Below are 24,612 nucleotides of genomic sequence, written 5' to 3'. Positions count from 1 at the left end.
CGATGCTCACCGGCCTCAACCACCTGACCCTCGCCGTCAGCGACCTGGACCGCAGCCTCGCGTTCTACCGCGACGTGCTGCATCTGCGGGTCGAGGCCACGTGGGACGCCGGTGCCTACCTGTCGCTCCCTGGATTGTGGTTGTGCCTGTCGCTCGACGCGCAACGCAAATCCGAACCCGCCGCCGACTACACCCATTACGCCTTCAGCCTCGACGCCGCGGACTTTCCACGGTTCGTGCAAAAGCTTCGCGCCGCGAACGTGCAGGAATGGCGCGACAACCGCAGCGAAGGTGCGTCGTTCTACTTCCTCGATCCGGACGGGCACAAGCTCGAAGCGCATGTTGGCGATCTGGCCTCGCGACTGGCCGCGTGTCGGCAAAAGCCCTACGCAGGCATGCGTTTTTTCAACGAGTCGTGAATATTCACAAACCGCTGGGATAGACTGGCGGCCACGTTTTCCGGCACTTGCAGGTTTTCCATGACTCCATCGTTGCTTATGGCCGTGCTGGCCTCGGGTTTCATCTACGGCATCACGCCGGGGCCGGGTGTGCTGGCGGTGTTTGGCATCGGCGCTGCGCGGGGCCGGCGGGCCGGGGCGGGGTTCCTGTGCGGGCATCTGCTGGGCGATGTGATCTGGTGCAGCACGGCGTTGATCGCGATTGTCGGCGCCCGGGAAATCGGCAGCACCGCGTTCGATGTGCTCGGCGTACTCAGCGGTCTGTACCTGTTCTGGCTCGGCTGGCGCGCCGTGCGGGCCAAGCGCAGCAACGGCGATCAGCCACAGGGTGCGGCGCGTCAGCCGTTCTGGCACGGCATCCTGTTCGGGCTGACCAACCCCAAGGCCTACCCGGTGGCGGTGGCGACGTTCACCGCGCTGCTGTCGAGCCGCGCCGAACTGCTCAACTGGTCGATGCTGCCGATGCTGATCGCTTTGAGCTTCCTCGGTGGATTGCTCGCCTACGCTATTCTCATTGGCATTGTCGGCGCCCGACAGGTGCGTACGCTGTATCAGCGCCATGAACTGGCCATCACCCGGTTGTGCGGGGTAATGTTTATCGGTTTCGCCATCAACGCCCTGGTGCATGCGCTACCGGGGCTGATGCCGAACAAGACTTGAATGTGATCGCTGGGATGCGAGGTCGAGGTCAGGGACGGTTGATCAGTGCTGCATTGCCCGGACACCCACGCTGAACCATGGAAAGTCGAAATTCTGCACCGTTGGCGAGTTATATCGATCTGTTGCTGGACGCCGTGTGCGCAGTCGACAAGCAGGGCCGTTTCGTTTTTGTCAGCGCGGCCTGCGAGCGGATTCTCGGCTATACGCCTGACGAACTGATCGGCCAGTCGATGATCGACTACGTCTATCCCGCCGACCGTGAACGCACCTTGTCCGCCGCCAGTGACATCATGGGCGGCGAGCCCAAGCACAACTTCGAAAACCGCTACGTGCGCAAGGACGGCAGCCTCGTGCACATTCTGTGGTCGGCGCGCTGGTCTGAAGTCGATCAACTGCGCATTGCCGTGGCTCGGGACATCACCGAGCGCAAACTCGCCGAATCCCGTCAGGCGGCGTTGTATGCGATCTCCGAAGCGGCGCATGCGGCGGAGGATCTGCTGGCGCTGTTCAAGCGCATTCACATGATTATTGGCGAGTGGTTGCCGGCGCTGAATTTCTCCGTGGCGCTGTACGACGAACACTGCGCACAGCTGAATTTTCCCTATCACGTCGACGATGACGAGTTGCAACCGGAGCAGCCCGGCACCGTGACCGGTCGGCTGTGCGCCGAAGTGATCCGCAGCGGCCAGCCGATCCTGCTGACCCCGGATTGCCCGCACGCACCGCCAGGTTTCGAAGCGTTGGTGGCGGGGCAGCAATCGCCGTGCTGGCTGGGTGTACCGCTGAACTCGAAGAACGGCACCATCGGCGCGCTGATCGTCAAAAGCCTGGCCGGCGGCGAGCGCTACACCGAGCGCGACAAGGAACTGCTGCAATACGTCTGCGCCCAAGTCGCCACGGCCATCGAGCGTCAGCAATTGCACGCCCGTCTGCGGCGCATGGCGCAATACGATCAGTTGACCCAGTTGCCCAACCGCGAATTGCTGCGTGATCGGCTCAAGGCTGCGCTGGCCGGCGCGCGGGAGCAGTCGGGGTTCATGGCGCTGCTGTATGTCGATCTGGATCGCTTCAAACAGGTCAACGACACCTTCGGCCACGCCGTTGGCGACATGTTGCTGCAAACCGTGGCCAACCGCCTCAAGGGCTGCGTACGCGACACCGACACCGTGGCGCGCATTGGTGGCGATGAATTCGTGGTGCTGCTGCACAGCGTTCACGCCGCCGAAGATGCCGACAGCGTGGCGGAAAAAATCCGACAGATTCTGGTGCAACCGATGCGTCTGGACGGGCACAACCTGCACATCGAACCGAGCATCGGCGTCGCCCGTTATCCCGAGCACGGCAGCGAAGAACAGCAACTGTTCCGCCACGCCGACCAGGCCATGTATGCCGCCAAACGGCAGAATCACCGGGCGCGGGATATCTGACTGACATCATCCGTTCGTCGCGGCAACGGCAACTTTTCTAAACCTTTGGCGGCTGGCGAATTCTCAATCCAGGCGGGCACCTGCTCGCCACGATCAACACCAAGAGGAAGAGAATCATGCCTAACTCAAGAAACTCGAACTCGGGAAACTTCGCCAACGATCGAACCAAGGCGTCTGAAGCCGGTCGCAAAGGTGGGAAAACCACCACCACGACGGTCGACAAAGAGCCAAAAACCGACATGGGCCGCAAGCCCGCTCAGAAATCGAAGTAGTCGGCGAAGGTTGTTTTGATTGAGAGGCGGGGGCGAAAGCTCCCGCTTGAATTTCGAGAGAAGGAGGGCGCGACCATGAACCGGATGGCCACCCGAGTACGCAACTTCAGTTTTGTCACCCTGCTGGGGCTGTGCGCCGGCAGTGCTTTCGCCCAGTCGCCCGCCGACTTCATCAACGAAGCTTCGGCCAAAGGCATGGCAGACATCGAGGTCAGTCGTCTGGCGCACCAGAAGTCCGAGTCCAAAGAGGTCAAGGACTACACCATTGTGGTCATCAACGACCGCACCACCGCCAATCAGCATCTGGCGAAAATCGCCAAGAAACTGGATCTGCCGGTCGCCCCCCGTGAAGAGGTCGCCGACAAGGCCAAGGCATTGATGCCGGAAGTGAAGGACGGCGCGACCTTCGATCAGGCCTACGCCGCCAGTCAGGTCAAAGCCACGGAAGAGGCCATCGAACAGATTCAACAGGAAGCCCAGACCACCGACGTGCCGGAGATCAAGGCGTTTGCCGACGAGACCCTGCCGAAACTGCAAAATCACCTGCAGATGGCCCGGGCTCTACAGGCCAGCCGCTGATATCGGGTTAAACAAAAACGGCGCTCAGGCGCCGTTTTTTCTGCTCAGCATTCATTCAAGTCCTGCTTCGGTTTGCTCTTGTGACCGAGCCCCTCCAATTCAAACACTTCGTTTTCCCCCAGCGACCGATAGTGCCTGCGCAACGCTTCCAGTTGCTTGAGGTCCAGCGACTCCAGCCCGAGCATCGCGTTCTGCGCCTCCTTGTTCACCCGCAGCAACTCATCGAGTTTCAAATGCAGGATGTCGGTGTCGCGGTTCTGGGTGTTCTGGATCAGGAACACCATCAGAAACGTGATGATCGTGGTCGAGGTATTGATGATCAGCTGCCAGGTGTCATTGAAATGAAAAAACGGCCCGCTCAACCCCCACAACCCAATCAGAATCAAAGCCCCCATGAACGTCTTGGGGCTGCCGGCCCAGAGTGCCAGCGTTTGCGAAATCTTTGCGAATTTCATGGCTGTGTTCCTTGTAGGGGAGCGCTTGAAATTCAGACAGCGGGGCGGGTGTGAAAATTCTACGGACAACCCTTGGTTGCTACGCGACAGTTGGCTACTACGACTGACAAAAAAACCGGCCCAAGTGGCCGGTTTTTTACGACTAGTTCGTCACCTCTATGTTTGCAACCCACCTGAAATACCCCACGGCCTCACATTGCTGATTGACCAGCATGAAGTTCATTTCGAGTCTGGCCATGCCCGATGCCTTGGTCGTGCACGCCCAGAAATGATCGTGGGCCTTCTGGCTAACGGGTTCGGTTGGAGCGCTGGGGTTGGGAGCGGGAATGGTGAGGTCCGGGTGAACTTCCAGGTGAAGCCCTGAAAGGACGTTGCTGGTATCGATTGTCATGTCGTAGACCACAACGCTGTATTCGGCGATGAGGCTGACGGTTCTCCCGCGCAAATGAACAATACGACCAATGTCGATAGGCAAGGTTATATTGCTGTCATTTCTGGCTTTTTTTTGAGAGCTGTCATCTGTAGCGAAAAAGATGAACCCATCGCTGATGCTCGTCGGTGAACTGGCATCCAGACTGGGGGCCGGATAGCGCGAGCGTATTGATTCGGCATCGACGATCAACAGAATGTTGTGCGCATTCTCGATGAGGGAAGACGGTGAGGGGATCGGTTCGGAGGTCATCATGGATTCCTTTCATGATGTTGGCGCAAGACGCCAACCGCTTTGGCCGGCGGTGCATCCTGGTATGGCCGAGGCGGTAGCGAATCCGTCGGGCCCCTTGTCGCCAAGGAGCCCGAGGCAACGTCAGTTGTGAATGGAAATGAACGGATCCCACGAGCAGCAGCCGATGATCTGGCAGTTGCGGTCAACGATCAGGAAGTGGAAGTGATAGGTCACACGACCGCACGAAAGGGTTTCCGACGACCAGTAGTGGTTATCGACTTTCTGGCAGCTGGGCACCGATGGATTGCTGGTGTTTGGCACCGCAACACAGGCCGTAGCCTTGCGCGGCGAGGGTGGGGAGATCAGGTCGGCGCCCTGGTTGCCGATGAATTTGTAGAAGATCACGGCGGTTTCGAAGCTTTGCGACAGGCTGGTTTCACGCCAGCGAATCAAATCGCCGACCTGTGCCTTCAGGTCCAGTTCACCACCGGCCTGGCCGCTGACCACGTTGTCCTGGTTGGTGACCATGTACACATGATGCCAGTCGATCAGCGTCGGGTTCTTCGGGTCTTTGCTGATGCCGGGATACTTTTTCAGAATGGTTTCGGTGTCGATCGTGACCAGCACATCCGTGACTCGAGACATGGTAAAGCTCCTTGTTCATAGTGATTGCCTGATGTTTTTTTCAGGCACGACAACGTTGCTTGCCATTCGGCCGTTGCGAGCACACTACTGCCGGAACCCATCGGTCACGAGAGATGAGCGGACCTGCTCCCTGCAGGACAACTGATAGATCGGGTTCCTTCCGATTGCCGCAAATTGACTATAGGCAGGTATTTTAGGCTGTCAAAATTGCGCTTAATCAGTTCGACGGACGGTCAACTGAGTGATAAGTCCCAGCGATTTGGCGATAAGCATCGAAACGCCGGACATGGTTTGCAATCTGTCGGTCTGGAGCTGAGTGCTGCCCAGCCTGTATCGTAACGAACCGCTGGAATGCCCCGACAGGAGAACGCAATGACCTGGTCCGCCAAGCAATACGTCGCTTTTGAAGATGAACGCACCCGCCCGGCCCGCGACTTGCTGGCGGCGATTCCCACGCCCGAGGCGCGCTCTGTGGTTGATATCGGTTGTGGCCCCGGCAACTCGACCGAGCTTCTGGTGGAGCGTTTTCCGGGGGCGAAAGTGCAGGGGCTCGACAGCTCGGCCGACATGATCGACGCCGCGCGCAAGCGTCTGCCGCAGTTGCAGTTCGAGGTGACGGACATTGATAAATGGGCCGATGAAGGGCCATTCGATGTGATCTTCGCCAACGCGGTGTTGCAGTGGGTGCCGGATCACGCGACGTTGCTGCCAGCGTTGGCGGGCAAGCTGGCGCAGGGTGGCAGTCTGGCGATCCAGATGCCGGACAACCTCAACGAGCCGTCTCACCGGTTGATGCGCGAAGTGGCCGCCAACGGGCCGTGGGCCAGCAAACTGGCGGGTGCAGCGGGGCAACGGATCGAAATGGCGGATGCCAGTGCCTATTTCTCGATGCTGCGCCCGCATTGCGCGCGGGTCGATGTGTGGCGCACCACGTATCACCATCAATTGGCGGGTGGGGCTTCAGGCGTTGTCGAGTGGTTCAAGGGCAGCGGTTTGATTCCGTTCCTCAGCCCGCTGACGGAAACGGAGCGGGCGGAGTATCTGGCGCAATATCTGGCGGAGGTTGCCAAGGCTTATCCGGCGCTGGCGGATGGTTCGGTGTTGTTGCCGTTTCCTCGGTTGTTCATTGTCGCCACACGTTGATACGAGAAAGGGCCGATTTGATCGGCCCTTTCTTTTGGAATCAGCGCTGTACGGCGACCAGCATCATCATCGGCCGCTCACGCTCCTCAGCGAGCGCCGGTTGTGCGGCCACTTCAGCATCGCTCGGGCCCCATTCATTGACGTGTTGAATGGTGAACCCGGCGCCAATCAGCGCGTTGAGCAGCGTCCCGACAGTGCGATGTTGCTTGATCACCCCGTCGGCCAGCCAGTTGGTCACCCGTTCGCCTTCCATTTGATAACTGTCCAGCGGCCAGCGCTTGTTGCCTTCGCTGTCGACCAGCCAACCCGGATTACGCGGCGCCATGAAGATCGGATGCTCGATGGAAAACACAAAATGTGCACCCGGTTTAAGCGCCGCATGCAGTTTGGCGAACAGACCCGAGAGATCTTTGATGTAGTGAAGGGCCAACGAGCTGTAGGCCAGATCGAAAGTGCACACAGGCAAGTCGAGGTGTTCCAGGTCGGCACGCTCGTAGCGGATGTTCGCGGCGGAGGTGGTTTCCTTCGCCCGTTCGAGCATTTTCTCCGAGACATCCAGCCCCAGTACCTCGGCTGCGCCCTGTTCACTGGCCCAGCGGCAGAACCAACCGTAGCCGCAGCCCAGATCCACCACCTGTAAACCGTGCAGGGAAGGCAACAAGGCTTTCAGCGCCGGCCATTCCGGCGCGGCATCGAGGCCGCCGATGGAGCGGTTCATCTGGCTGTAGCCCTGGAAGAACTCGGGGTTGTCGTAGATGTTCTGGGTCATGGGTTTGGTGCTCTTTCGGATTTTATTTGGGTGGCTTGGGGGCCACGGATTTTGAATCCCTCGATACGTGATGGCGCGTATTCGTCGATGGCCGCGCAGGGGGAGGGTGGTGGGCGATCGGGAAATGCTAGCGGGTCGTGGCGAGTGTGAGAACCGGCGGAGTGTTGGGGATCTGTAAACACGGTTTTTCGATTCGGGATGTTTAAAGAGTGGGTTCCGTTTACTGAACCTTCCCACACGGTTTTCAGGTTGTCCGTCGGAAGTGCGGACTCTAGCCTGTGTGGGTCGCTGATGAATCGGCGATCGGGATTGGAACCCCGAGGAGAGTTGAAACGCATAATCGTTATTCATGACGTATGCTGCGCACCTTGAATGTGTGCACTCTGTTATGGCGGCTGTGCGCGGGAGACCTTCGGGTCTGCCGGGTTGTCTCTCCCCGGGTTCCAACCTGCGTACAGCTGCCTCCTTTCGCGTGGAACCGAATGGGTCAGCTCCAACCTGTTTTTGGAGAGATGAAATCATGTTCAAGCCAACACCGAATCCCCCCGAAGTCGAAACCGACCCAACGTCCCCCTACACCTCAGTCGACTCCAGAAAACTCAACGACGCCGCCAACCGCGCCCTCGACCATTACCTCTGCCCAGGCGCCCATGTCATAGGCACGACCAACCAGCCCGACCCGATGTACTTCGCCAACCCGGCCTACGACACCGAATCCCTGCTGGCCAATGCCAGTGAATCACTGGGCTCGGCCTCCGAGATGCTCAACAACTTCGCCGCCACCCTCGACCCCACCCACCGCAGAACCGCGATAGGCATTGCGCAGTTGGTGATGCTGGGGGAATTGGCGGTGAATCAGGCGCTGGATCATGTTGAGGTGAAGAGTTAACTGCGTTGATGCAATGTTTCAGAAGGCATAAAAAAACCGGCTCATTGAGCCGGTTTTACTTTACGAAGGTTTTCTCCTTCAAGGTGCGCAGGGCTCCAGCTGATCGACATCAGTGCCACTGCCAGCGCTACGGTCAACCTCGCCATTGCTCCCGATATGAATTTTAGTCGTGGGCCATTTCGGGGTGATCCTGATGCAATGGTTTTGCCCGGCATTACGCCAATCAAACTCCATAAAAAAGTCATCATCGGGAAACAGATGCCCTGGTCCGCCCGTAGACTCTCCGGGGGCAAGGTTTTCGCGAAAGATCTCATTTTGCGTATTCAGCACAAACCTCAAATCACCTGTGCCTTTTCTCGAGAAATCAATCTCGACGCGTGGCACTGCGACGTACCAAACCAGATACGTCAACACCACCAAAATAAGTATCCGCATGACGATATAGAGCGGGCGTCGCGTACTTGCATTCGTGGACACGGACTACATCTCCCCATGTCCTGGCAACGGGCAAACGTGTTTATCACCCAAGCGTGCGGAAGAAAGCATGAGTCGTCCTTGTTGAGTACGTCCGTTAACCCCAAGCGTCCTCTTGGGCGTGCGAATGCTAGCGGAATCTCAAGAACTGGTCGCTGGGAAACGTCTGAAAACATGGCGAGCATCACGCCATGTTTGTGTGCGGCGATTCCTACAGGATTACTGGTCGTTCGTTCGGATGTCGTTCTTTTCAGTGGGCATCGGGTAGTGCTCCTTCTCATATTGCTCGATAAGCACTGCGAGGTTTTCCAGTTCATTTCCATCGGACGATCCGGGTTCAGCCCCCCATAGCTTTTCCATCCGAGCAAATGCAATGTTCAGGTCTTTTCGGTTACGGATGGTTTCGCTGTTCATTGCAGATTCTCCGTGCAGATCAGATCCATCAGGGTCGAGATTATTCACGAACTCAACATACGCAACGCAGCCGAAGCCAAAAACGCGGAACGACTCTTTTCCTCCGGATGCTGGCTGACGTGAAGGTCAATGCGGCTCAACAAATAGCCTGGGAGTGTGATGTTGACCTTTTGCGTATTCCCCAGGCACTGACTGATGTCCACATCCACCAACGCCCATACGCAGTTTTCAAACCTCGGATCGGAAACATGGTTACTGACCTTGCTGGCGGCAGGTATCACGGCACCGCTCTCAGCGAGAATCGCGATGTGAGTTTCTATCGCCTCTTTGGCCATTTTCAACGCATGGTCCTGATCGTTTCCGGCGGAGAAACAACCGGGGAAGTCTGGTACTTCAACACCCCATGTTGAGTCGCCTTCGCTGGGAGATATTGCGATTGGATAAAGCATCTGGATTCGCCCCTGAATATGGTTCTACAGATTGGACTCCGCCTCATAGGACGGATTTAGGTCTCGGGTGGGAGCCTAAGGCGGAGAAGGGGATCTGCAATCAACGCTTTGTTTCTGAATTGTTCAGCGGAACAAATCAGGCTCTGTATTTGATGAAAACCTGCAAAAGCACTTTTTAGACGGTTGAAAATCTTAAGCGGTGAGGGGGCGGGCCGGATCCGGCCATCCCGCCGCTGATCGCCGTTCCCCTACCACTGCCCACCTGTGGCGAGGAAACGGGGATTTACGCCTTTCCAGAGGAGGCACGCGGATGGTGGTGTGCTTCGCTTACGGCTTGCCGAACAAACCCTGCATTCAATCGATCTTGCCGCACGGTCTGAGCATGCCCAAGGTCCTAAAAAGTGACCAAGTGTGGCAGCACAGCGGCGCTGCATAGCAACGTGTCGATGCCGACGGCAACTGGCTGCGCCATACTGATGGCAAGATCCGGGATCAGGCGATCGAGCGCTAGGTTGAAGCCCTAGAGAACCGCGAGCAGTTCCAGAGCCACACGCGGGCGGTTGATGACCATTCGACAGAGACGGTGGGCGGTGTGAAAAAGATCGAGGCGCTGGGCGGGCTCAAGTTGCTGTCGGGCGGATCCACGAGCCTGGCGGCGGTAGATGATCTGCACCAGGCGACCGGTCGGGATCTGAACTTGGTAGTGGGGCAGAAGCACAACACCACGGTGGGCGGTGATATGCAGGAGCGGATTGAGGGTGTTCGTCAAAGTGTGGCCAGCCAGGGACAACGCCTGGAAGCGCCGAAGAATTGGATTGGCTCGGAAAGCGTGAACTTGTTCCAGGTTGTCTGCGATGTGCTCGACCTGCTGGAACAGATGAATGCTCAGATTGCTGCACACGTTCACGGGCCGAGTCCGGCACCTTCCAACGCGGCTGCTTTTTCCACGAACAGTGCATTGGCTGCATCCCACGCCGGGGTATTAAAGCGCGTTACGCAGTAGGCGTGTTTTACTATTGAGAGTGTGCGGGCATAAATGGTTATGCGGTATTCTTACATAGTTCCACAGTTAAATGTGGAAGATGGGTAGGGCGCCCTGTTTGATACAATTAGTTGCTGCTGACCGTCTGTCGGAAAGTTTTCGTGACATAGTGTTTACTTGTGTTGACGAAACTTAACCGATATCGGTTAACAAATTTGATCAGCGCCTCAACGAAACCCTTGTGTTTCAGGCAGCGGTGTCAAATCGGCGCTCTCGCCCGGGCGCCAGACACAACAAAGCCCGGGCGGGGCCGGGCTTTGTTGTGTTCCTCGGATGTGCCGCATTGGCTGTTCCACGTCAGAAAAGCTGTGTTAGCATCCTTCCCAACTACCCGAGGCTTTGCTTCTTTGATACCGGAATTTCAAAGAGTATGGCTCTGTGACAGACCAGTCAAGCAAGAATACTTGTCAAATGGCGTTAGTTATGGCTTTTTCCTAATTTGGAAATAATCATTATTTAACGAGTTACGTGGATAAGTTTCTGTGTCGGCGGGTTGAGTTGCAAAGCGGGTAGGACACGCCGCACCTTTGCAGGTAGCGGTTCCCGCCAACTCTCTGAGCATCTTTATATGAAGATACTTATAAATCGTTATCTACCTGAAGAAATGATTCGAGCGCTCCAAGCTGTTTATTGGACTGTCCGCCTGCTCGTTCTCGCTCGGGAAATTTAACGCGCCACTAGCAGGGGCCATTGGCCCCTGCATCTTTCTATCCATGCCTGCACCACCAAGACTGCGCGTAGGCACTCGATGCCGCTCAACACAAAACCCGTCACAGTCATCCCTGCCAGCGTAGCATCAAACAAAGGCGGCAATGGATCTGGATCGAGCGGCATTTCCTCTATGCGAGCAACGTTAGCTGTTCGGCCTAATTCATGGCATTGGATTTAAAGGGGACTGACCCTAAAAATATTCAAAAACCGATCCAAGACCGGTTGGACTCAGGGGGGGGGGGCTACTGCGGCACAGCGAACACTGCGCTGGCACGGGCAACCATTCGATCACCGACATGCATCCCGACAGTGGCAAACGCAAGTTGCCGTCCTTTCTTGGAGTGCTCAACGCGAACCTCGAGCCACTCATTGATCTGCACCGCGCTGAGATAGTCCAGGGTCATACTCGCCGTGATCAACGGCAGGGGAGGGTCGCTGGAGAATGCCATGGCGTAACCCATGCCGACATCCGCCAAAGTCGCCAATACACCGCCATGCAACGTGCCCCGTCCATTGGCATGTCGTGAGTCTGTCCGCAGACCAATTTCAAGTTGCAAGCCACTGCCTCTGCTATAGATCGGGCCAAGCAAGTCGAGCAGCGGACTGCTGCGGGTCAGCGGAGTGAAGCCCTCGGGAATAGCTGTGTCGTTCATGGTCGATCCCTGTGCCGATTGGTTACCAGCTTCTTTGGCCTGAATACGGAGCGTTGCTTATGAGGGTTTAATCCTGACTTCGCCGTCGGAGAAGGATCATACGTATGCGGAATTTGCAGCGATAAGCTGCTCACGATGGAGCAGTAGGGGGCAGGGTTGTTTCGACGGTAACGATCTTTGGATTTGCCAATGAAAATTCAAACCCCAGACACAAAAAAACCGGCCATCAAGGCCGGTTTTTTCTGTTTCCGTATCCCCCGTCAAACCACGACGCAGGACATAAATTCGATTGGAGCGGGTGAAGGGAATCGAACCCTCGTTATCAGCTTGGGAAGCTGGAGTAATGCCATTATACGACACCCGCTCAGAGCGGCTGACTTTGTACCAGACTCGGCCACGGATTTGAAGTTTTCTTTGCGTGTGGCGAGCGGAAAAGCCTGAATCAGAGCCAGATCGGTCAATCGCGGGCAAGCGCTACGGGCTGGAGGACGGCTGAATCTCAGCCTCGCAGGCTTGCTCGCGACGACACTGTTTCAAATGGCCAATGCATGGTGATCCTGGACTAACGGGTAACGCGTTCGGCTGGCCTGTTGCGTCGGTTTCAGGAAACCGAGCAGGGCGTTCTGGCTGTCACGGCAGGCCGATTTGTGTTCCATGTCGAGGAAGTGACCGGTGGCTTGCAGGGTGGTGAAGGTACTCTGCGCCACATGGTTGCCGAACAGGCGCGCATCTTCGGCGGCGGTGTATTCGTCCCATTCGCCGTTCATGAACAGCACCGGTACGTTGATTTTCTTCGCCGCGTTCAAATAGCACTGGCGATCACTGTGCAGCACGTTGCTGATGTGAAAGTGCATCTGCCCGTATTCGTGCTCGGCGAGGCTGCTGACATGGCGATAGTTGAAGCGCTTGAACAGCGACGGCAGGTGTTTGCCGATGGTGTTGTTGACCAAATGGCCAACCCGGTCGCCGTCGCGTTTACCGAGGCATTCGACGCCGCGCTCAAGGTAATCGAGCATGTGCGCGTTGACCACCGGAGAGAACGAGCTGATCACGGCTTTTTCGATGCGCCGGGGTTGGTGCGCAAGGGCGACCATGGTCGCGGCGCCACCCCAGGAAAACGACAGCACATGTTCGGCCGCGAAGTGGTCGATCAGCTCCAGCAGGATCAGACCTTCGACTTCTTTCGTCAGATGTTTCTCGTGACGGTTGTGGGCTTTCGACTTGCCCGCGTAGGGCTGGTCGTAGCAGACCACGTTGAATTGCGGGTGCAGATTTTTCACGGTTTGTGCAAACGACGCAGTCGTGGCCATCGAGCCGTTGACCAGGATGATGGTCTTTTCTGCGGCGTCTGCGCGATAGAACTCCGTGTAAACCCGATACTGACCCTGTATATCCAGCACAGCGATTTCTGGCCTCATGTCATAAGACTCCTGGCAAGCAAGCGGGTATGCGCGCAAATAGAGATTGCACGAGCTTTGTGACAGGTAGGCATACGCCTGGAATTTTGGAGCCCATGTCGATCCGTTACGGCAGGTCGACGGGTATTGTTATTGGCGGGCGATCTGCCGGCTGAGGCGGAGCCCTGAGGGCTCTCTACCGGCAAAAGGTTTCTTAGAAGTTATGTGTGACTCATCGGTCACAATTTGGCCGACGTCCTGATTCAAGCAGGGGGATCCGGATCGCGCAAGTGCCGTTGGTAAATTGTTCGACAACTTCTGCTGAGCGGTCGGCTGCTTAGAACAAATGAATCTCTTCGGTGCGCAAGGCGCGGTACTCGCCCGGTTTTAGCGCGTGATCCAGCGGCAGCGGGCCCATGGATTCGCGGTGCAGGCGCAGCACTTTGTTGTTGAAGTGGCCGAACATGCGCTTCACCTGGTGGTAGCGTCCCTCGACGATGCTCAGTCGCGCCGTTCGCGGGCCGAGCAGCTCCAACTGCGCCGGTTGGGTGGTCAGGTCCTCGAAGGCGAAGTAGATCCCCTCGGCGAACTTGATCGCATATTCCGGGCCGATGTCCTGTTCGGTCTCGACGTAATAGACCTTCGGCAGTTTGGTCTGCGGCTGGGTCAGGCGCCGGGACCAGGTGCCGTCGTTGGTGATCAGCATCAGGCCGGTGGTGTTGAAGTCCAGGCGCCCGGCGATGTGCAGGTCGTCCTTGTCCGGTTCGTGGATCAGGTCGAGGACGGTCGGGTGCTCGGGATCGCGTGTGGCGCTGACGCAGCCCTGCGGTTTGTACAACATGAAATAGCGCGCCGGTTTGCCGCTTTGCAGCACTTCGTCGTCGACTTCGACGCGGCTGAATTCCAGGACTTCGCTGTGAGGGTCGCTGACGACTTTTCCGTCGATGCGCACGCGCTTTTCCACCAGCAACAGGCGAACCTGCTTGCGGTTGTAGCGGGGCAGGTTACTGAGGAAACGGTCGACGCGCATGATCAGGAATCGGCAGGTAGCGGGGCGCGCATCTTACGGGATCGACGGCCTGGCCGCTTGCAGTTGCGCCTCGACCTGGGCGCAGCGCGGGCACAGACAGGATTGGTCGCGCAGATCCGGCGGCAGGGCTTCGAGCACTGCCGGGTCGATGCTCACGCCGTAGCACCAGCAGGCACGGTCGGCGGTGCGCGGGTCGGCCAGGGTGCAGTCGTTGCGGGCGCCGCAGGCCGGGCAGAGGTCAGGTTTGTTCATGTTGTCAGGCATAGGTCGATTGGTGCATTTCCACGCAGGTGCGGTTGCGGCCGGTCTGTTTGGCCCGGTACATCGCATGATCGGCCCGGGACAGCAGGCTGTGCAAGGTGTCATCCCGTTGCAGGGTGGTGGCGCCGATGCTGACCGTCAGATTCAGGGTGTGACCGTTGTAGGCATAGTCCTGCTGTTCGACGTGTTGGCGGATCTTCTCGGCAATCTTCTGACCGGTCTCGCCGTCGGTGTCCTTCAGCAGAACGATAAATTCCTCACCGCCCCAACGGCAGACGATGTCGGAATGGCGCAGGCAGCTTTGCAGGTCCCGGGCAAAACCGATCAGCACCTGATCGCCGGCCATGTGCCCGTAGGTGTCGTTCAACACCTTGAAGTGATCGAGATCCAGCAGCAACGCCGTCAATGGTTTCGGCTCGCGGTGAGCTTCGTGCAGAGCTTGCACGGCGAGCAGGTCGAAGCCGCGCCGGTTGGGCAGTTCGGTCAGGCTGTCGAGGGTGGCCTGGGCCTGGATCTTTTCCTGATAGCGCCGGATCAACCGGTTGACCAGGGCCAGCACGATCAGCGTCACCAGCAGGCAGATCAGCAGATTGAGGTACAGCGACTGGCGGATTTCACTGAGCGCGCCGTCTTCGCGTTTATCGACGAACAGGTACCAGTTCAACTCCGGGATGAACCGCACGTTTAGGAAATGTCCCTGGCCGTGGGCGGAATATTCGTAGCTGCCGCTGTGGGGCTTGGGTAACTGGGCAATCAGGCTTTTCATGCTGTCGAGGTCCGTCAGGCTTTTTCCGACCCGCGCACCTTCCGGCCCGCCCTCGGCGCCGGTCAGTACCAGCCGGCCGAAGGTGTCGACGAAGTAAACGCTGCGTTGATAGCGCTGCTGGTACTTGTCGATCAGCTTGATGACCGCATCCACGGTCAGCCCCACGCCGGCGGCGCCGATGAAGCGATCGTTGTAGTCGTAGACCTTGTAGTTGATGAAGAAGGTCATGTTGTCTTTGTTGGCCAGGTCCGGGTCGACGTTGATCTCGTACGGATCCTTCATGTCGCGCACCCGGAAGTACCAGGCGTCGCGCGGCTCGTCGATTTTCACCTGCTTGAGCACACCCTTGGCGTGGTAGTAGGTGTGGCTGCTGTTGGAGACGAAGAACGCCGTGTAGGCGCCGTAGTGGGTCATGACCTCGTCGAGATAGCGGGTCATCTGGTCGCTGTCTTTCTCGCCGTTCACCACCCAGTCGCGCATGAAGGTGTCACGGGACATCATCGAGGAAATCAGGATCGGTCTGACGAGGTCTTTCTGGATTTCCGAATACACCGTGTCGGACGTCAGCGGCAGTTCGGTGTTGACGATGTTGTCGCGGATCGACGCCCGCGAGGCGTAGTAGCTGAGCAGCGAGGTGGCGAGGAAGCCTGCGCCGAGGAGGGCGACCAGCGTCAGTACCAGCGAACGTTGGGAGTAAAACGCAGATCTGAGCGGCATTGGCAATTCCGTCGACGGTGGCCCGATGGCAGCATTCTAGTGGCAGTGACGGGGAAAAGGTTGCGGCATATTGGTCTGAAATGAGCCGCCTGTTGCGCCGCTGATCCGAAGGGCGCTGGAAGTTGGCACTCGGTAACGGTTTGCCAGTCAAAACTCTTGTCAGCCGGTCTGTGCCGACTGCTGTCGCAGGTCTTTCAGGAGGCCGTCATGCGTATTTCAAAATGGCTGCGTCGGGTGCTGCTGGGAGCAGTGCTCGGTCTTGGGCTGTCCGGCTGTTACTACTATGGTGGCGGCTACGATGTTTACTCCCCGCCTTACTACTACCCCGGTTACTACTCGCCCTATTACTACGGTGGATATTACGGGCCGCGCTACTACGGTGGCGGCCGCTATTACTACGGCGGCTATGGCTATCGCGGCGGTTACGGACGGGGTTATCACGGCGGTGGATACCACGGCGGCCACCACTAATCAGCGGCTGAATGGCGGCGTTGCGGATGAACAAGATTTCATGAATCACTTGTATCAAGTTGTTACTGAAACGCACCAGATTCGGAAAACGCTGTCAGATATTTCGTCAGTCGCCGAATGAAAGACTGACGCCTGCCAGCGTCGCTGGTGTGGCTACCCGCGGTCCAGGAGGCCGCCATGTATCGCCGAATTCTTCTGCTTGCCGTGATGCTTTTTTCGATTGGCGGTTGCGTCCCTTATTCCTATGGAGATGGCTACTACACCTCAGAGGTCTACACCTCCCAGTCTCCTTCGTACTACAACAGCGGTGGCACTTATTACAGCGGCGGCAGCACCTACTATTCGGCCCCGCGTTACTACCAGCCAGCGCCACGCTATTACCAACCGGCTCCACGTTATTACTCGGCGCCTCGTTACTACCAACCGGCCCCGCGCTACTACGAGAGCCGCCGCTGGCATGGCGATGATCGCGGACGCTGGGATGGCCACCGTCGCGGTGGTTGGGATGATCACCGGGGTCGTGGCGACTATGACCGCCATAGCGGACGCGGCGATCACTGGCGCGGTAACCGCTGGTAACTACCCGCAAAAAAGCGGCGCATTGAGCGCCGCTTTTTTTGTGCCCGGATTTCAGTAACTGGAGAGATCCGCCAACGGGTGCCGCCCCTCCCAGACCTTGTGAAAGTGCGCCTCGACCACCGCATCCGGCACCCGTGTGATGTCCGGCCAATGCCAGTGCGGTTTGTGATCCTTGTCGATCAAACGCGACCGAACCCCTTCGCTGAACTCCGGATGCCGGCAGCAATTGAGGCTCAGGGTGTATTCCATCTGAAAGACTTCGGCCAGCGACAAGTGGCGGGCGCGGACAATCTGTTCCCAGACCAGATGCGCCGTCAGCGGCGAGCCTTCGCTCATGGTTTTCGCCGCCCGGGCAATCAACAGATCGTTGCTGTCCCGTTGCAGGCTGATGGCTTTCCAGGCGCAGGTCACGTCGCTGACATCCAGCAGTTCATCGATCTGCCGACGGCGCGGCAACCACTGCGCTTCCGGCATCTGCGCCACCGCTTCCTGCTGCAACGCCTTGAGCAGGCTGTTGAGTTGCATGGCGGTCTGTTCCTGCCAGTTCAGTTGCAGCAGGCCATCGATCAGTTCCTGCTGCTGTTCGTCGAGCAGGAAGCGGTCGGCCAGATCCAGATCGATCGCATCGCGACCGTTCATGTGCGCGCCGGTCAAACCAAGGAACAGACCGAGCTTGCCCGGCAGGCGTGACAGAAACCAACTGGCGCCGACATCCGGGTACAGGCCGATGCTGATTTCCGGCATCGCCAGACGACTGCTCGGCGTGACGATCCGGATGCTCGCGCCTTGCAGCAGACCCATGCCGCCGCCCAGCACATAACCATGACCCCAGCAGATCAACGGTTTCGGGTAGGTGTGCAGGCTGTAGTCCAGCCGGTATTCAGCGTTGAAAAACTGTGCGGCCAGCGGCGGCACTTCGCCGGGGTGTGCGCGACAGGCCTCCACCAGGCTGCGCACCTCGCCACCGGCACAGAAGGCCTTGGCGCCATTGCCGCGCAGCAGCACGCAGACGATTTGCGGATCCTTGGCCCAGGCGTTCAGTTTGTCGCTCAGGGCATGGATCATTGGCAGGGACAGCGCATTGAGCGACTTTTCGGCATTCAGACTGGCCACGCCGATGCGCGCGCCGTCGGTGCCGGTGAGTTCTTCGAAGTGCAGATTCATCGTGACCTCGATCGGGAATTTGAACGATCAGTATGATCGCTGTGTGGGAAAGTGCCGGATCTGCGTCAGATCAATTGACAAGCGTGGTCGGTTTTCCTAGGGTTCGCCCCATTGTTTTTGCCGGATATGACCATGACTGCTGACGACCGTATCAAACTCGAACCGAGCTGGAAGGAGGCACTGCGTGCCGAATTCGACCAGCCCTACATGGCAGAGTTGCGCACTTTTCTGCAGCAGGAGCGGGCGGCCGGCAAGGAAATCTATCCGCCGGGCCCGATGATTTTCAATGCACTGAACTCGACACCGCTGGACAAGGTGAAAGTGGTCATTCTCGGCCAGGACCCGTACCACGGCCCGGGCCAGGCTCACGGCTTGTGTTTCTCGGTGCAACCGGGCGTGCCGGCGCCGCCGTCGCTGGTCAACATCTATAAAGAGTTGAAACGCGACCTGAACATCGACATTCCCAACCACGGCTACTTGCAGAGCTGGGCCGATCAGGGCGTGTTGATGCTCAACACCACCATGACCGTCGAGCGCGCCAACGCCAATGCGCACAAGGACAAGGGCTGGCAGTTCTTCACTGACCGGATCATCGAAGTGGTCAGCCAGCAGCAACCGCATCTGGTGTTCATGCTTTGGGGCGCGCATGCGCAGAGCAAGCAGAAGCTGATCGATGCCACCAAGCATCTGGTGCTGACGTCGGTGCACCCGTCGCCGCTGTCGGCCTATCGCGGTTTCCTTGGCTGCGGGCACTTCAGCCGAACCAACAAATTCCTCGAGCAGAACGGCGAAGCGCCGATCGAGTGGCGTTTGCCGTCGGTGGTCTGATGCTCTGGGGTGGCGGCTAATCTCGTTCCCACGCTCCGCGTGGGAACGCCTCTATGGACGCTCTGCGTCCGCTTTGGGACGCGGAGCGTCCCGGGCTGCATTCCCACGCAGAGCGTGGGAACGATCAGTAACCGGATCAGGCTTCGGGATTACGGTTCCAGTATTTGAACAAGGGTTCCGCCAGAAACAACACAAACAACAGCCGCATCACCTGCATCGCCGTCACCAGCGGCACCGACAGTTGCAGGGTTTCCGCCGTCAGGCTCATCTCTGCGATCCCGCCGGGCATCATGCCCAGCGTCAACGATCGCAGATCCAGATGCGTCATTGCACTCAGTCCCAACGCCGCCAGCGTCGCGATCAGCATGGTCAGCGCTGTGCCGATCAACGTACGCCCCATGAACGACGGCGCCCGGCGGAAGAACTGGCGGTTGAAGTGACAACCCAGTCCGCTGCCGATCAGCCACTGGCCAATCTGGCTGCCGCCATTGGGCAGACTGATGTGTAAGTCCCAGGCGATGCTAACTGTCGCACTCACCAGCAACGGCCCGAACAGCCAAGGATTGGGTTGACGCAGACGTTGCCAGAGCCAGGCGAGCAAGCCACCCGCCGGAAAAAGAATCGCCAGCCAGCGCCAATCGACGCTGCCAGCATGTGAAATCGGTGTGCCGTCACCCAGCAGATACTTGAACGCCGCCGGCACACACAGCACCACCACCAGCACTCGCAAGCTTTGCCCGGCCGCGACATGGCTGAGCATCGCGCCGTTACGCGCGCCGAGGTTGACCATCTCGCCGGAGCCGCCGGGCATGCTGGAGAAAAACGCTGTGGCGCGGTCTTCGCCGGTGCGGCGCATCAGCCACACGCCGACCACCGCCGACAGGCTGGTGACCAGCGCCCCGAAGAAGATCAGGCCAAAGTGACTCAGCACCTGCTCCATCACCAGCGGGGTGAAGTGCAGGCCGATGCCGATCCCTACGATCCACTGGCCGCACTTGCGGCCGCCAGGGATTTCCGTCAGTTGCCACGGGGTCAGGCAGCGCACCAGGATGATCGCCAGCAACGAGCCGACCATCCACGGCAGCGGCCAGCCGATCTGGCTGGCGATGTAACCGCCCAGCAGACCGACCAGCGGGGTTCCCCACCAGGTTTTGAAGGACCGATCAAACATCGGCCACAGCACGCCGCGCGACTGAACGTTTGCGCCAGATACGCAGCAGCGGCATCAGCAACATGATCGCGGTCAGCACCCAGACGCCGAAGGTGATCGGGCTCGACCAGAGGATTTCCAGCGCACCGTTGGAGATCGACAGTGCACGGCGCAGGTTCTGCTCCATCAGACCACCGAGGATGAACCCCAGCAGAACCGGCGACAGCGGGAAGTCCAGCTTGCGCAGGATGTAGCCGAAGATGCCGATGCCGACCATCAGGAACAGGTCGAACGTGGTTGCATGCACCGCGTACACGCCAATCCCGGTAATGATCGCGATCACCGGCACCAGCGCCCAGTTCGGCACGGCGAGGATGCGGGTGAAGATGCGGATCATCGGGATGTTCAGGATCACCAGCATGATGTTGGCGATGAACAGTGAGGCGATCAGCCCCCAGACGATGTCCGGTTGTTGCTGGAACAACAGCGGGCCCGGGGTGATGTTGTACAGCGACAGCGCGCCGATCATCACCGCCGTGGTGCCCGAGCCCGGTACGCCGAGGGTGAGCATCGGCACCAGCGCGCCGCAAGCGGATGCGCCGATGGCGGTTTCCGGGGCGGCGAGACCGCGCTTGTCACCTTCACCGAATTTGCCGTCGGCACCGGCGATGCGCTTCTCGGTCATGTAGGCCACGGCACTGGCCAACGTCGCGCCGGCGCCCGGCAATACGCCCATGATGAAACCGAGCAGGCCGCAACGGATGTTCACCACGAACACCGACGCCGCTTCCTTGAAGTTGAACATCATCCGCCCGGTGGCTTTCACCGCTTCCTGGCCGCGATGGGTTTTCTCCAGCAGCAGAAGGATTTCGCTGATCGAGAACAGGCCCAGCACCAGCACCACGAACTGAATGCCGTCAGTCAGGTGAATGTTGTCGCCGGTAAAGCGGTACACACCGCTGTTGGCGTCGATGCCGACGCTGGACAGGAACAGACCGATCAACGCCGCAATAAACGTCTTCAGCGGTCGGTCACCGGCCATGCCGCCCAGGCAGACAATTGCGAACACCATCAGTACGAAATATTCCGCGGGCCCGAAGGCAATCGCCCATTTCGCCAGTAACGGGGCGAACAGCACCATGCCGCAGGTGGCGATGAATGCACCGATGAACGAGCTCCATGCCGACAGCGACAACGCGACCCCGGCCAGACCCTGGCGCGCCATCGGGTAGCCGTCGAGGGTGGTCATCACGGTGGAGGCTTCGCCGGGAATGTTCAGCAGGATCGAACTGATCCGGCCGCCGTATTCGCAGCCCAGGTACACCGCCGCCAGCAGGATCAGCGCTGACTCCGGCGGCAGACCCAGGGCGAAGGCGATCGGAATCAGCAGTGCCACACCGTTGATCGGGCCCAGGCCCGGCAACAGCCCGACCACGGTGCCGATCAGCGTGCCGGTCAGCGCCGTGACCAGGTTGTACGGGCTCAGCGCGACGCCGAAGCCCTGTCCCAAATATCCGAGCGTATCCATATCAGTTCTCCAGAACGTCGAGCAGGCCGAGGGGCAGCGGTACGTCCATCAGACGGTCGAACAGCAGGTACAGACCGATGGCCATCAGCGTGGTCACCACGATGCTGGGCAACCAGCGGCCGCCGTACAGGCGCGCCATCGGGATGCCGATCAGGCAACTGCTGAGGATGAAACCCAGCGGCTCGAACAGACCGGCGAACACCAGCAGCAACAGCACGCAGGTGCCGATCTTGGTCAGGGTTTCGCGGTCCAGCGGTGGCTCGTCTTCACTGTGTTTGATCGGTGCCGGGCGAAACACCATGTACAGCAGCGCCAGGCTCATCAGGCCGAGCATCAGCAGAGGAAATGCCCGCGGGCCGACCGGTTCGTAGGAAAACGCAGCCTGATAAGGCCAGGCCATCAGTGCCAGGCCGGCACAGGACAGCAGCAACACCGAGGCAAAAATGCGTTGAATCAGCATGAGGAACTCCTGGGCCATGACCTCGATGCGCGAGGCCATGACCGCTAGACAGAGACGATCACTGGATCAGGCCGAACTCTTTGGCCAGCACTTTGTAGTCCGCGACTTGCTTCTTCACGTAGGTGTCCAGCTCCGGGCCGGTCATGGCGAACGGGAAGAGTTCACGCTGATCACGCAGCTTGGCGAAGTCCTCGGAGGCCAGCAGTTTGTCGAAGGCGTCCTTCCACCAGGCGTAGTCTTCGTCGCTGACTTTCGGCCCGAGGTAGAAACCGCGAACCACCGGCCAGACGATGTCGTAGCCTTGTTCCCTGGCGGTCGGGATGCCTTTCATTTCCGGCTCGTCGAGGCGGTTTTCGGCGAAGACTGCCAGCAGGCGCATGTCACCGCTCTGGATGTGCGGCATGGAGTCGGAGATGTCGGTGCTGCCAACCTGGATGTGGCCACCGAGCAGGGCGGTGGCAATCTCGCCGCCACCTTCGAGGGCGACGTAACGCAGGTCGCGCGGGTTGATCCCGGCGGCTTTGGCGATCAACGCCGTCTGCATCCAGTCCTGGCTACCAACGGTGCCGCCGGAACCGATCACCACTTTGCTCGGATCTTTCTTCAGCGCCTGTACCAGATCGTCGAGGTTCTTGTAGGGCGAATCGCTTTTCACCGCGATGGCACCGTAACTGGTGCCGACTGCCGCGAGCCAGCGCACGTTGCTTTCATCGAAGCGGCCGAACTTGCCTTGCGCCAGGTTCAGCAGTGAACCGCTGGACCACGCCACCAGCGTGCCCGCATCCGCCGGACGCTGGGCCACCACCGCGTTGTACGCCACTGCGCCGACGCCGCCGGGCATGTAGGTCACGCGCATCGGTTTGGTCAGCAGTTTTTCGTTGACCAGCGCGCTTTGCGCCAGTTTGCAGGTCAGGTCGAAACCGCCGCCGGGGGAGGCCGGGGCGATGCATTCCGGGCGCTTGGGTTCGGCCATCAGTTGGCCGGCGAACAGCATGACGCCAGCGGCTAGAGCAACTTTACGCAGTGATAAGTTCATCTATGTCTCCTTGGGAGTTGTTGTTATGGACGTACTGAATTACCAAAGGGCAACGCTATAGCTCACCAGCAGACGCACTTCATCGGCATCGCGAGCGGAGTAGTTGGAACGGTAAGTGGCATTACGCAAACGCACGGCAACGTCCTTCAGGGCGCCGCTTTGTACTACATATTTGATCTCGGTGTTGCGCTCCCACTCTTTGCCTTCGTCACCGTTCTTGAGCTTGATGTTGTCACCGCTCAAGTAGCGGCTCATGAAGCTCAGGCCGGGGATGCCGAGTTTGGCGAAGTCGAAATCGTAGCGCGCCTGCCAGGAGCGTTCTTCGGCGCCGGCGAAGTCGTTGATCTGCACGAAGTTGACCAGGTACGGGTCGCTGCCATCGACATACGGGAACGCGCTGTCGCCGGACATGTGCTGATAACCGGCGGTGAACTTGTGGCCGCTCAGCGCATAGCTGACCAGACCGTTGAGCGAGCGGTTGTCGATCTCGCCGCCGCGGGCTGCACCTTGATCGTCACTGACGGCGAAGCGCAGGTCGGTGGCGAAAGTGCCCGGGCCCATCGGCCGCGACGCGACCAGCCCGAAGAAGTGTTGGTTGTAGACTTCGTCGAGTTGGGCGAAGTGGTAACTGCCGGTGATCTTGTCGGTGAACTTGTAGTCCACGCCGCCAAAGTCGAAGTGCTTGCCGGCAACGGTGCCAGCAAAACGGCCGTTCTTGTTGTTGAGGGCAATGTCCTCGAAATCGGTGCTGTCGCGGTCCTTGGCCTTGTCCAGGCGACCGCCGGTGAAGGTCAGGTTCTTGATCTCCTTGGAGGTCAGCAAGCCGCCTTCGAAGGTCTGCGGCAGGATGCGCCCGTCGTTCGGCTTGAGGATCGGCAGTTCCGGAATCAGGCTGCCGATCTTCAGTTCGGTGGCGGAGATCTTCACTTTGCCGGTCAGGCCGACCTTGGAGTATTCGTCCGCCGCGCGCCCGTCATCGTGGGTCGGCAGCAGGCCGGTGCCGGTGCGGTCCGGGCTCGAATCGAGCTTGACCCCCAGCATCCCCAGCGCATCGACACCAAACCCCACGGTGCCGTCGGTGTAGCCCGATTGCAGATTGAGCATGAAACCCTGTGCCCATTCGTCGCGCTTGGACTGCTGGGCACTGGTGCCATCGCGAAAGTCGCGGTTGAAATACATGTTGCGGGTTTCGAAGGTGGCGGAACTGTCTTCGATGAAATCGGCGTAGCTCATCGGCGCGAAACCGGCGAGGGCGGCGGCACTGGCAAGGGCGGTGTGGCTGAAACGGGAAGGACGAACAGGCGTAAGAGCCTTGGTCTGCAAGGACGGCATGCGAGGTGTACTCCGTTTATTGTTCTTATTGGTCGAAAACGCTTCGAGGCGTTTTTCTTATCGCTGTGTGGCATCAGCGACGGCAGTCGGAACTGTCCGTGGGCCGACTCTAACGGCCTAACCTTTCGCTAACCTTTCAGCTGACTTTCCCGGATTTCGGGCTTCACAGCGGCGGTTGCGGCTGTAAAC

General features: G+C 59.1%; 28 protein-coding genes, 1 tRNA gene and 1 pseudogene. 11 read left to right on the top strand and 19 right to left on the bottom strand.

Going from position 1 to position 24,612, the window contains the following annotated elements; translation table 11 throughout:
* The first annotated feature begins 2 nt into the window (after window positions 1–2).
* The 5 genes from fos to AC3WRD_RS26565 all read left to right on the top strand — a co-directional run bounded on the left by fos (window position 3) and on the right by AC3WRD_RS26565 (window position 3,396).
* Window positions 3–419, top strand: coding sequence for a fosfomycin resistance glutathione transferase (gene fos, locus AC3WRD_RS26585; protein WP_102622190.1), 417 nt, complete (start codon window positions 3–5; stop codon window positions 417–419).
* Between the two features lie 60 nt (window positions 420–479).
* Window positions 480–1,118, top strand: a complete 639-nt coding sequence (locus AC3WRD_RS26580; protein WP_096819439.1) for a LysE family translocator — start codon at window positions 480–482, stop codon at window positions 1,116–1,118.
* 77 nt (window positions 1,119–1,195) lie between these two features.
* A complete protein-coding gene (locus tag AC3WRD_RS26575; RefSeq protein WP_102622191.1) occupies window positions 1,196–2,545 on the top strand; it encodes a sensor domain-containing protein in 1,350 nt (449 codons plus the stop codon).
* A gap of 116 nt (window positions 2,546–2,661) precedes the next feature.
* Window positions 2,662–2,817: a KGG domain-containing protein gene (locus tag AC3WRD_RS26570; protein ID WP_077045875.1), complete on the top strand. Its 156-nt coding sequence runs from the start codon at window positions 2,662–2,664 to the stop codon at window positions 2,815–2,817.
* A 75-nt stretch (window positions 2,818–2,892) separates the two neighbouring features.
* Complete coding sequence (locus tag AC3WRD_RS26565) at window positions 2,893–3,396, top strand: DUF4142 domain-containing protein (RefSeq protein ID WP_102622192.1); 504 nt, start codon at window positions 2,893–2,895, stop codon at window positions 3,394–3,396.
* Window positions 3,397–3,440: 44 nt separating this feature from the next.
* Here AC3WRD_RS26565 and AC3WRD_RS26560 read toward each other — a convergent pair whose 3' ends face one another.
* From AC3WRD_RS26560 to AC3WRD_RS26550, 3 genes are all read right to left on the bottom strand, one after another.
* Window positions 3,441–3,851 (bottom strand): low affinity iron permease family protein, encoded by a 411-nt coding sequence (locus AC3WRD_RS26560; protein WP_102622193.1) that lies wholly within the window; start codon window positions 3,849–3,851, stop codon window positions 3,441–3,443.
* Between the two features lie 142 nt (window positions 3,852–3,993).
* Window positions 3,994–4,533 (bottom strand): AidA/PixA family protein, encoded by a 540-nt coding sequence (locus tag AC3WRD_RS26555; protein ID WP_096819435.1) that lies wholly within the window; start codon window positions 4,531–4,533, stop codon window positions 3,994–3,996.
* Window positions 4,534–4,656: 123 nt separating this feature from the next.
* Window positions 4,657–5,160, bottom strand: a complete 504-nt coding sequence (locus AC3WRD_RS26550; protein ID WP_007957947.1) for an inclusion body family protein — start codon at window positions 5,158–5,160, stop codon at window positions 4,657–4,659.
* 372 nt (window positions 5,161–5,532) lie between these two features.
* Between AC3WRD_RS26550 and tam the strand changes: the two genes are divergently transcribed.
* Window positions 5,533–6,303, top strand: coding sequence for a trans-aconitate 2-methyltransferase (gene tam / locus AC3WRD_RS26545; RefSeq protein WP_102622194.1), 771 nt, complete (start codon window positions 5,533–5,535; stop codon window positions 6,301–6,303).
* 40 nt (window positions 6,304–6,343) lie between these two features.
* Here the strand turns inward: tam and AC3WRD_RS26540 are convergent, their stop codons facing one another.
* Entirely contained in the window at window positions 6,344–7,072 is a 729-nt protein-coding gene (locus AC3WRD_RS26540; RefSeq protein ID WP_102622195.1) for a class I SAM-dependent methyltransferase, read from the bottom strand.
* Between the two features lie 520 nt (window positions 7,073–7,592).
* On the opposite strand from AC3WRD_RS26540, the gene AC3WRD_RS26535 reads away from it, so the two are divergent.
* Entirely contained in the window at window positions 7,593–7,961 is a 369-nt protein-coding gene (locus tag AC3WRD_RS26535; protein WP_102622196.1) for a DUF6124 family protein, read from the top strand.
* A gap of 78 nt (window positions 7,962–8,039) precedes the next feature.
* On the opposite strand, the gene AC3WRD_RS26530 is transcribed toward AC3WRD_RS26535, so the two are convergent.
* The 3 genes from AC3WRD_RS26530 to AC3WRD_RS26520 form a co-directional block, all read right to left on the bottom strand.
* Window positions 8,040–8,438 carry a hypothetical protein gene (locus AC3WRD_RS26530; protein ID WP_256580654.1) on the bottom strand — a complete coding sequence of 133 codons (399 nt, stop codon included), beginning with the start codon at window positions 8,436–8,438 and terminating at the stop codon, window positions 8,040–8,042.
* 216 nt (window positions 8,439–8,654) lie between these two features.
* Window positions 8,655–8,849 carry a hypothetical protein gene (locus AC3WRD_RS26525; RefSeq protein ID WP_050761152.1) on the bottom strand — a complete coding sequence of 65 codons (195 nt, stop codon included), beginning with the start codon at window positions 8,847–8,849 and terminating at the stop codon, window positions 8,655–8,657.
* Between the two features lie 44 nt (window positions 8,850–8,893).
* A complete protein-coding gene (locus AC3WRD_RS26520) occupies window positions 8,894–9,298 on the bottom strand; it encodes a type II toxin-antitoxin system HicB family antitoxin (protein WP_102622198.1) in 405 nt (134 codons plus the stop codon).
* A 206-nt stretch (window positions 9,299–9,504) separates the two neighbouring features.
* On the opposite strand from AC3WRD_RS26520, the pseudogene AC3WRD_RS26515 reads away from it, so the two are divergent.
* Window positions 9,505–10,301 (top strand): annotated as a pseudogene (locus AC3WRD_RS26515) (hypothetical protein); the annotation flags it as partial.
* A gap of 992 nt (window positions 10,302–11,293) precedes the next feature.
* Here AC3WRD_RS26515 and AC3WRD_RS26510 read toward each other — a convergent pair.
* The 6 genes from AC3WRD_RS26510 to AC3WRD_RS26485 form a co-directional block, all read right to left on the bottom strand.
* Window positions 11,294–11,704, bottom strand: a complete 411-nt coding sequence (locus AC3WRD_RS26510; protein WP_102622199.1) for a PaaI family thioesterase — start codon at window positions 11,702–11,704, stop codon at window positions 11,294–11,296.
* 290 nt (window positions 11,705–11,994) lie between these two features.
* Window positions 11,995–12,068: transfer RNA gene (locus tag AC3WRD_RS26505), tRNA-Gly, on the bottom strand.
* Between the two features lie 169 nt (window positions 12,069–12,237).
* Entirely contained in the window at window positions 12,238–13,122 is an 885-nt protein-coding gene (locus tag AC3WRD_RS26500) for an alpha/beta fold hydrolase (protein ID WP_102622200.1), read from the bottom strand.
* A 316-nt stretch (window positions 13,123–13,438) separates the two neighbouring features.
* A complete protein-coding gene (locus tag AC3WRD_RS26495; protein ID WP_096819430.1) occupies window positions 13,439–14,131 on the bottom strand; it encodes a pseudouridine synthase in 693 nt (230 codons plus the stop codon).
* A gap of 33 nt (window positions 14,132–14,164) precedes the next feature.
* On the bottom strand, window positions 14,165–14,383 hold the full coding sequence (locus AC3WRD_RS26490; RefSeq protein WP_102622222.1) for a cysteine-rich CWC family protein: 219 nt from the start codon (window positions 14,381–14,383) through the stop codon (window positions 14,165–14,167).
* A gap of 4 nt (window positions 14,384–14,387) precedes the next feature.
* Window positions 14,388–15,875, bottom strand: a complete 1,488-nt coding sequence (locus tag AC3WRD_RS26485; protein WP_102622201.1) for a sensor domain-containing diguanylate cyclase — start codon at window positions 15,873–15,875, stop codon at window positions 14,388–14,390.
* Window positions 15,876–16,082: 207 nt separating this feature from the next.
* Here AC3WRD_RS26485 and AC3WRD_RS26480 point away from each other — a divergent pair, with 207 nt between their 5' ends.
* Together AC3WRD_RS26480 and AC3WRD_RS26475 are read left to right on the top strand one after the other, a co-directional pair.
* Window positions 16,083–16,346 carry a hypothetical protein gene (locus AC3WRD_RS26480; RefSeq protein ID WP_096819428.1) on the top strand — a complete coding sequence of 88 codons (264 nt, stop codon included), beginning with the start codon at window positions 16,083–16,085 and terminating at the stop codon, window positions 16,344–16,346.
* A 177-nt stretch (window positions 16,347–16,523) separates the two neighbouring features.
* Complete coding sequence (locus AC3WRD_RS26475) at window positions 16,524–16,925, top strand: hypothetical protein (protein ID WP_096819427.1); 402 nt, start codon at window positions 16,524–16,526, stop codon at window positions 16,923–16,925.
* 51 nt (window positions 16,926–16,976) lie between these two features.
* Here the strand turns inward: AC3WRD_RS26475 and dspII are convergent, their stop codons facing one another.
* Window positions 16,977–18,089 carry an enoyl-CoA hydratase/isomerase DspII gene (dspII, locus tag AC3WRD_RS26470; RefSeq protein WP_102622202.1) on the bottom strand — a complete coding sequence of 371 codons (1,113 nt, stop codon included), beginning with the start codon at window positions 18,087–18,089 and terminating at the stop codon, window positions 16,977–16,979.
* Between the two features lie 132 nt (window positions 18,090–18,221).
* Here dspII and ung point away from each other — a divergent pair, with 132 nt between their 5' ends.
* On the top strand, window positions 18,222–18,917 hold the full coding sequence (gene ung, locus AC3WRD_RS26465) for a uracil-DNA glycosylase (RefSeq protein ID WP_085605867.1): 696 nt from the start codon (window positions 18,222–18,224) through the stop codon (window positions 18,915–18,917).
* 136 nt (window positions 18,918–19,053) lie between these two features.
* On the opposite strand, the gene AC3WRD_RS26460 is transcribed toward ung, so the two are convergent.
* From AC3WRD_RS26460 to AC3WRD_RS26440, 5 genes are read right to left on the bottom strand one after another with little or no spacing between them, the layout of a single operon-like run.
* Window positions 19,054–20,088, bottom strand: coding sequence for an AbrB family transcriptional regulator (locus tag AC3WRD_RS26460; protein WP_102622203.1), 1,035 nt, complete (start codon window positions 20,086–20,088; stop codon window positions 19,054–19,056).
* Window positions 20,081–21,595 (bottom strand): tripartite tricarboxylate transporter permease, encoded by a 1,515-nt coding sequence (locus tag AC3WRD_RS26455; RefSeq protein WP_102622204.1) that lies wholly within the window; start codon window positions 21,593–21,595, stop codon window positions 20,081–20,083. Before AC3WRD_RS26455 ends, AC3WRD_RS26460 begins: the two co-directional genes overlap by 8 nt.
* Window position 21,596: 1 nt before the next feature.
* Window positions 21,597–22,055: a tripartite tricarboxylate transporter TctB family protein gene (locus AC3WRD_RS26450; protein ID WP_102622223.1), complete on the bottom strand. Its 459-nt coding sequence runs from the start codon at window positions 22,053–22,055 to the stop codon at window positions 21,597–21,599.
* A gap of 58 nt (window positions 22,056–22,113) precedes the next feature.
* Window positions 22,114–23,091, bottom strand: coding sequence for a Bug family tripartite tricarboxylate transporter substrate binding protein (locus tag AC3WRD_RS26445; RefSeq protein WP_096819422.1), 978 nt, complete (start codon window positions 23,089–23,091; stop codon window positions 22,114–22,116).
* A gap of 39 nt (window positions 23,092–23,130) precedes the next feature.
* Window positions 23,131–24,423: an OprD family porin gene (locus AC3WRD_RS26440; protein WP_102622205.1), complete on the bottom strand. Its 1,293-nt coding sequence runs from the start codon at window positions 24,421–24,423 to the stop codon at window positions 23,131–23,133.
* Window positions 24,424–24,612: the final 189 nt, after the last annotated feature.

This window comes from Pseudomonas sp. FW215-R2, assembly GCF_058789255.1.
This window is presented reverse-complemented; position numbering and strand designations above follow the sequence as displayed.

What these genes read in the sequence shown, in the direction of transcription:
- tam (WP_102622194.1), top strand. Translation starts at nt 5,533, where the DNA reads ATGACCTGGTCCGCCAAGCAATACGTCGCTTTTGAAGATGAACGCACC.
- AC3WRD_RS26535 (WP_102622196.1), top strand. Translation starts at nt 7,593, where the DNA reads ATGTTCAAGCCAACACCGAATCCCCCCGAAGTCGAAACCGACCCAACG.
- ung (WP_085605867.1), top strand. Translation starts at nt 18,222, where the DNA reads ATGACTGCTGACGACCGTATCAAACTCGAACCGAGCTGGAAGGAGGCA.
- AC3WRD_RS26520 (WP_102622198.1), bottom strand. Translation starts at nt 9,298, where the DNA reads ATGCTTTATCCAATCGCAATATCTCCCAGCGAAGGCGACTCAACATGG.
- AC3WRD_RS26475 (WP_096819427.1), top strand. Translation starts at nt 16,524, where the DNA reads ATGTATCGCCGAATTCTTCTGCTTGCCGTGATGCTTTTTTCGATTGGC.
- AC3WRD_RS26580 (WP_096819439.1), top strand. Translation starts at nt 480, where the DNA reads ATGACTCCATCGTTGCTTATGGCCGTGCTGGCCTCGGGTTTCATCTAC.
- AC3WRD_RS26460 (WP_102622203.1), bottom strand. Translation starts at nt 20,088, where the DNA reads ATGTTTGATCGGTCCTTCAAAACCTGGTGGGGAACCCCGCTGGTCGGT.
- AC3WRD_RS26500 (WP_102622200.1), bottom strand. Translation starts at nt 13,122, where the DNA reads ATGAGGCCAGAAATCGCTGTGCTGGATATACAGGGTCAGTATCGGGTT.
- AC3WRD_RS26560 (WP_102622193.1), bottom strand. Translation starts at nt 3,851, where the DNA reads ATGAAATTCGCAAAGATTTCGCAAACGCTGGCACTCTGGGCCGGCAGC.
- dspII (WP_102622202.1), bottom strand. Translation starts at nt 18,089, where the DNA reads ATGAATCTGCACTTCGAAGAACTCACCGGCACCGACGGCGCGCGCATC.
- AC3WRD_RS26495 (WP_096819430.1), bottom strand. Translation starts at nt 14,131, where the DNA reads ATGCGCGTCGACCGTTTCCTCAGTAACCTGCCCCGCTACAACCGCAAG.
- AC3WRD_RS26565 (WP_102622192.1), top strand. Translation starts at nt 2,893, where the DNA reads ATGAACCGGATGGCCACCCGAGTACGCAACTTCAGTTTTGTCACCCTG.
- AC3WRD_RS26540 (WP_102622195.1), bottom strand. Translation starts at nt 7,072, where the DNA reads ATGACCCAGAACATCTACGACAACCCCGAGTTCTTCCAGGGCTACAGC.
- AC3WRD_RS26525 (WP_050761152.1), bottom strand. Translation starts at nt 8,849, where the DNA reads ATGAACAGCGAAACCATCCGTAACCGAAAAGACCTGAACATTGCATTT.
- AC3WRD_RS26510 (WP_102622199.1), bottom strand. Translation starts at nt 11,704, where the DNA reads ATGAACGACACAGCTATTCCCGAGGGCTTCACTCCGCTGACCCGCAGC.
- AC3WRD_RS26555 (WP_096819435.1), bottom strand. Translation starts at nt 4,533, where the DNA reads ATGACCTCCGAACCGATCCCCTCACCGTCTTCCCTCATCGAGAATGCG.
- AC3WRD_RS26440 (WP_102622205.1), bottom strand. Translation starts at nt 24,423, where the DNA reads ATGCCGTCCTTGCAGACCAAGGCTCTTACGCCTGTTCGTCCTTCCCGT.
- AC3WRD_RS26455 (WP_102622204.1), bottom strand. Translation starts at nt 21,595, where the DNA reads ATGGATACGCTCGGATATTTGGGACAGGGCTTCGGCGTCGCGCTGAGC.
- fos (WP_102622190.1), top strand. Translation starts at nt 3, where the DNA reads ATGCTCACCGGCCTCAACCACCTGACCCTCGCCGTCAGCGACCTGGAC.
- AC3WRD_RS26450 (WP_102622223.1), bottom strand. Translation starts at nt 22,055, where the DNA reads ATGCTGATTCAACGCATTTTTGCCTCGGTGTTGCTGCTGTCCTGTGCC.
- AC3WRD_RS26550 (WP_007957947.1), bottom strand. Translation starts at nt 5,160, where the DNA reads ATGTCTCGAGTCACGGATGTGCTGGTCACGATCGACACCGAAACCATT.
- AC3WRD_RS26575 (WP_102622191.1), top strand. Translation starts at nt 1,196, where the DNA reads ATGGAAAGTCGAAATTCTGCACCGTTGGCGAGTTATATCGATCTGTTG.
- AC3WRD_RS26490 (WP_102622222.1), bottom strand. Translation starts at nt 14,383, where the DNA reads ATGAACAAACCTGACCTCTGCCCGGCCTGCGGCGCCCGCAACGACTGC.
- AC3WRD_RS26480 (WP_096819428.1), top strand. Translation starts at nt 16,083, where the DNA reads ATGCGTATTTCAAAATGGCTGCGTCGGGTGCTGCTGGGAGCAGTGCTC.
- AC3WRD_RS26445 (WP_096819422.1), bottom strand. Translation starts at nt 23,091, where the DNA reads ATGAACTTATCACTGCGTAAAGTTGCTCTAGCCGCTGGCGTCATGCTG.
- AC3WRD_RS26485 (WP_102622201.1), bottom strand. Translation starts at nt 15,875, where the DNA reads ATGCCGCTCAGATCTGCGTTTTACTCCCAACGTTCGCTGGTACTGACG.
- AC3WRD_RS26570 (WP_077045875.1), top strand. Translation starts at nt 2,662, where the DNA reads ATGCCTAACTCAAGAAACTCGAACTCGGGAAACTTCGCCAACGATCGA.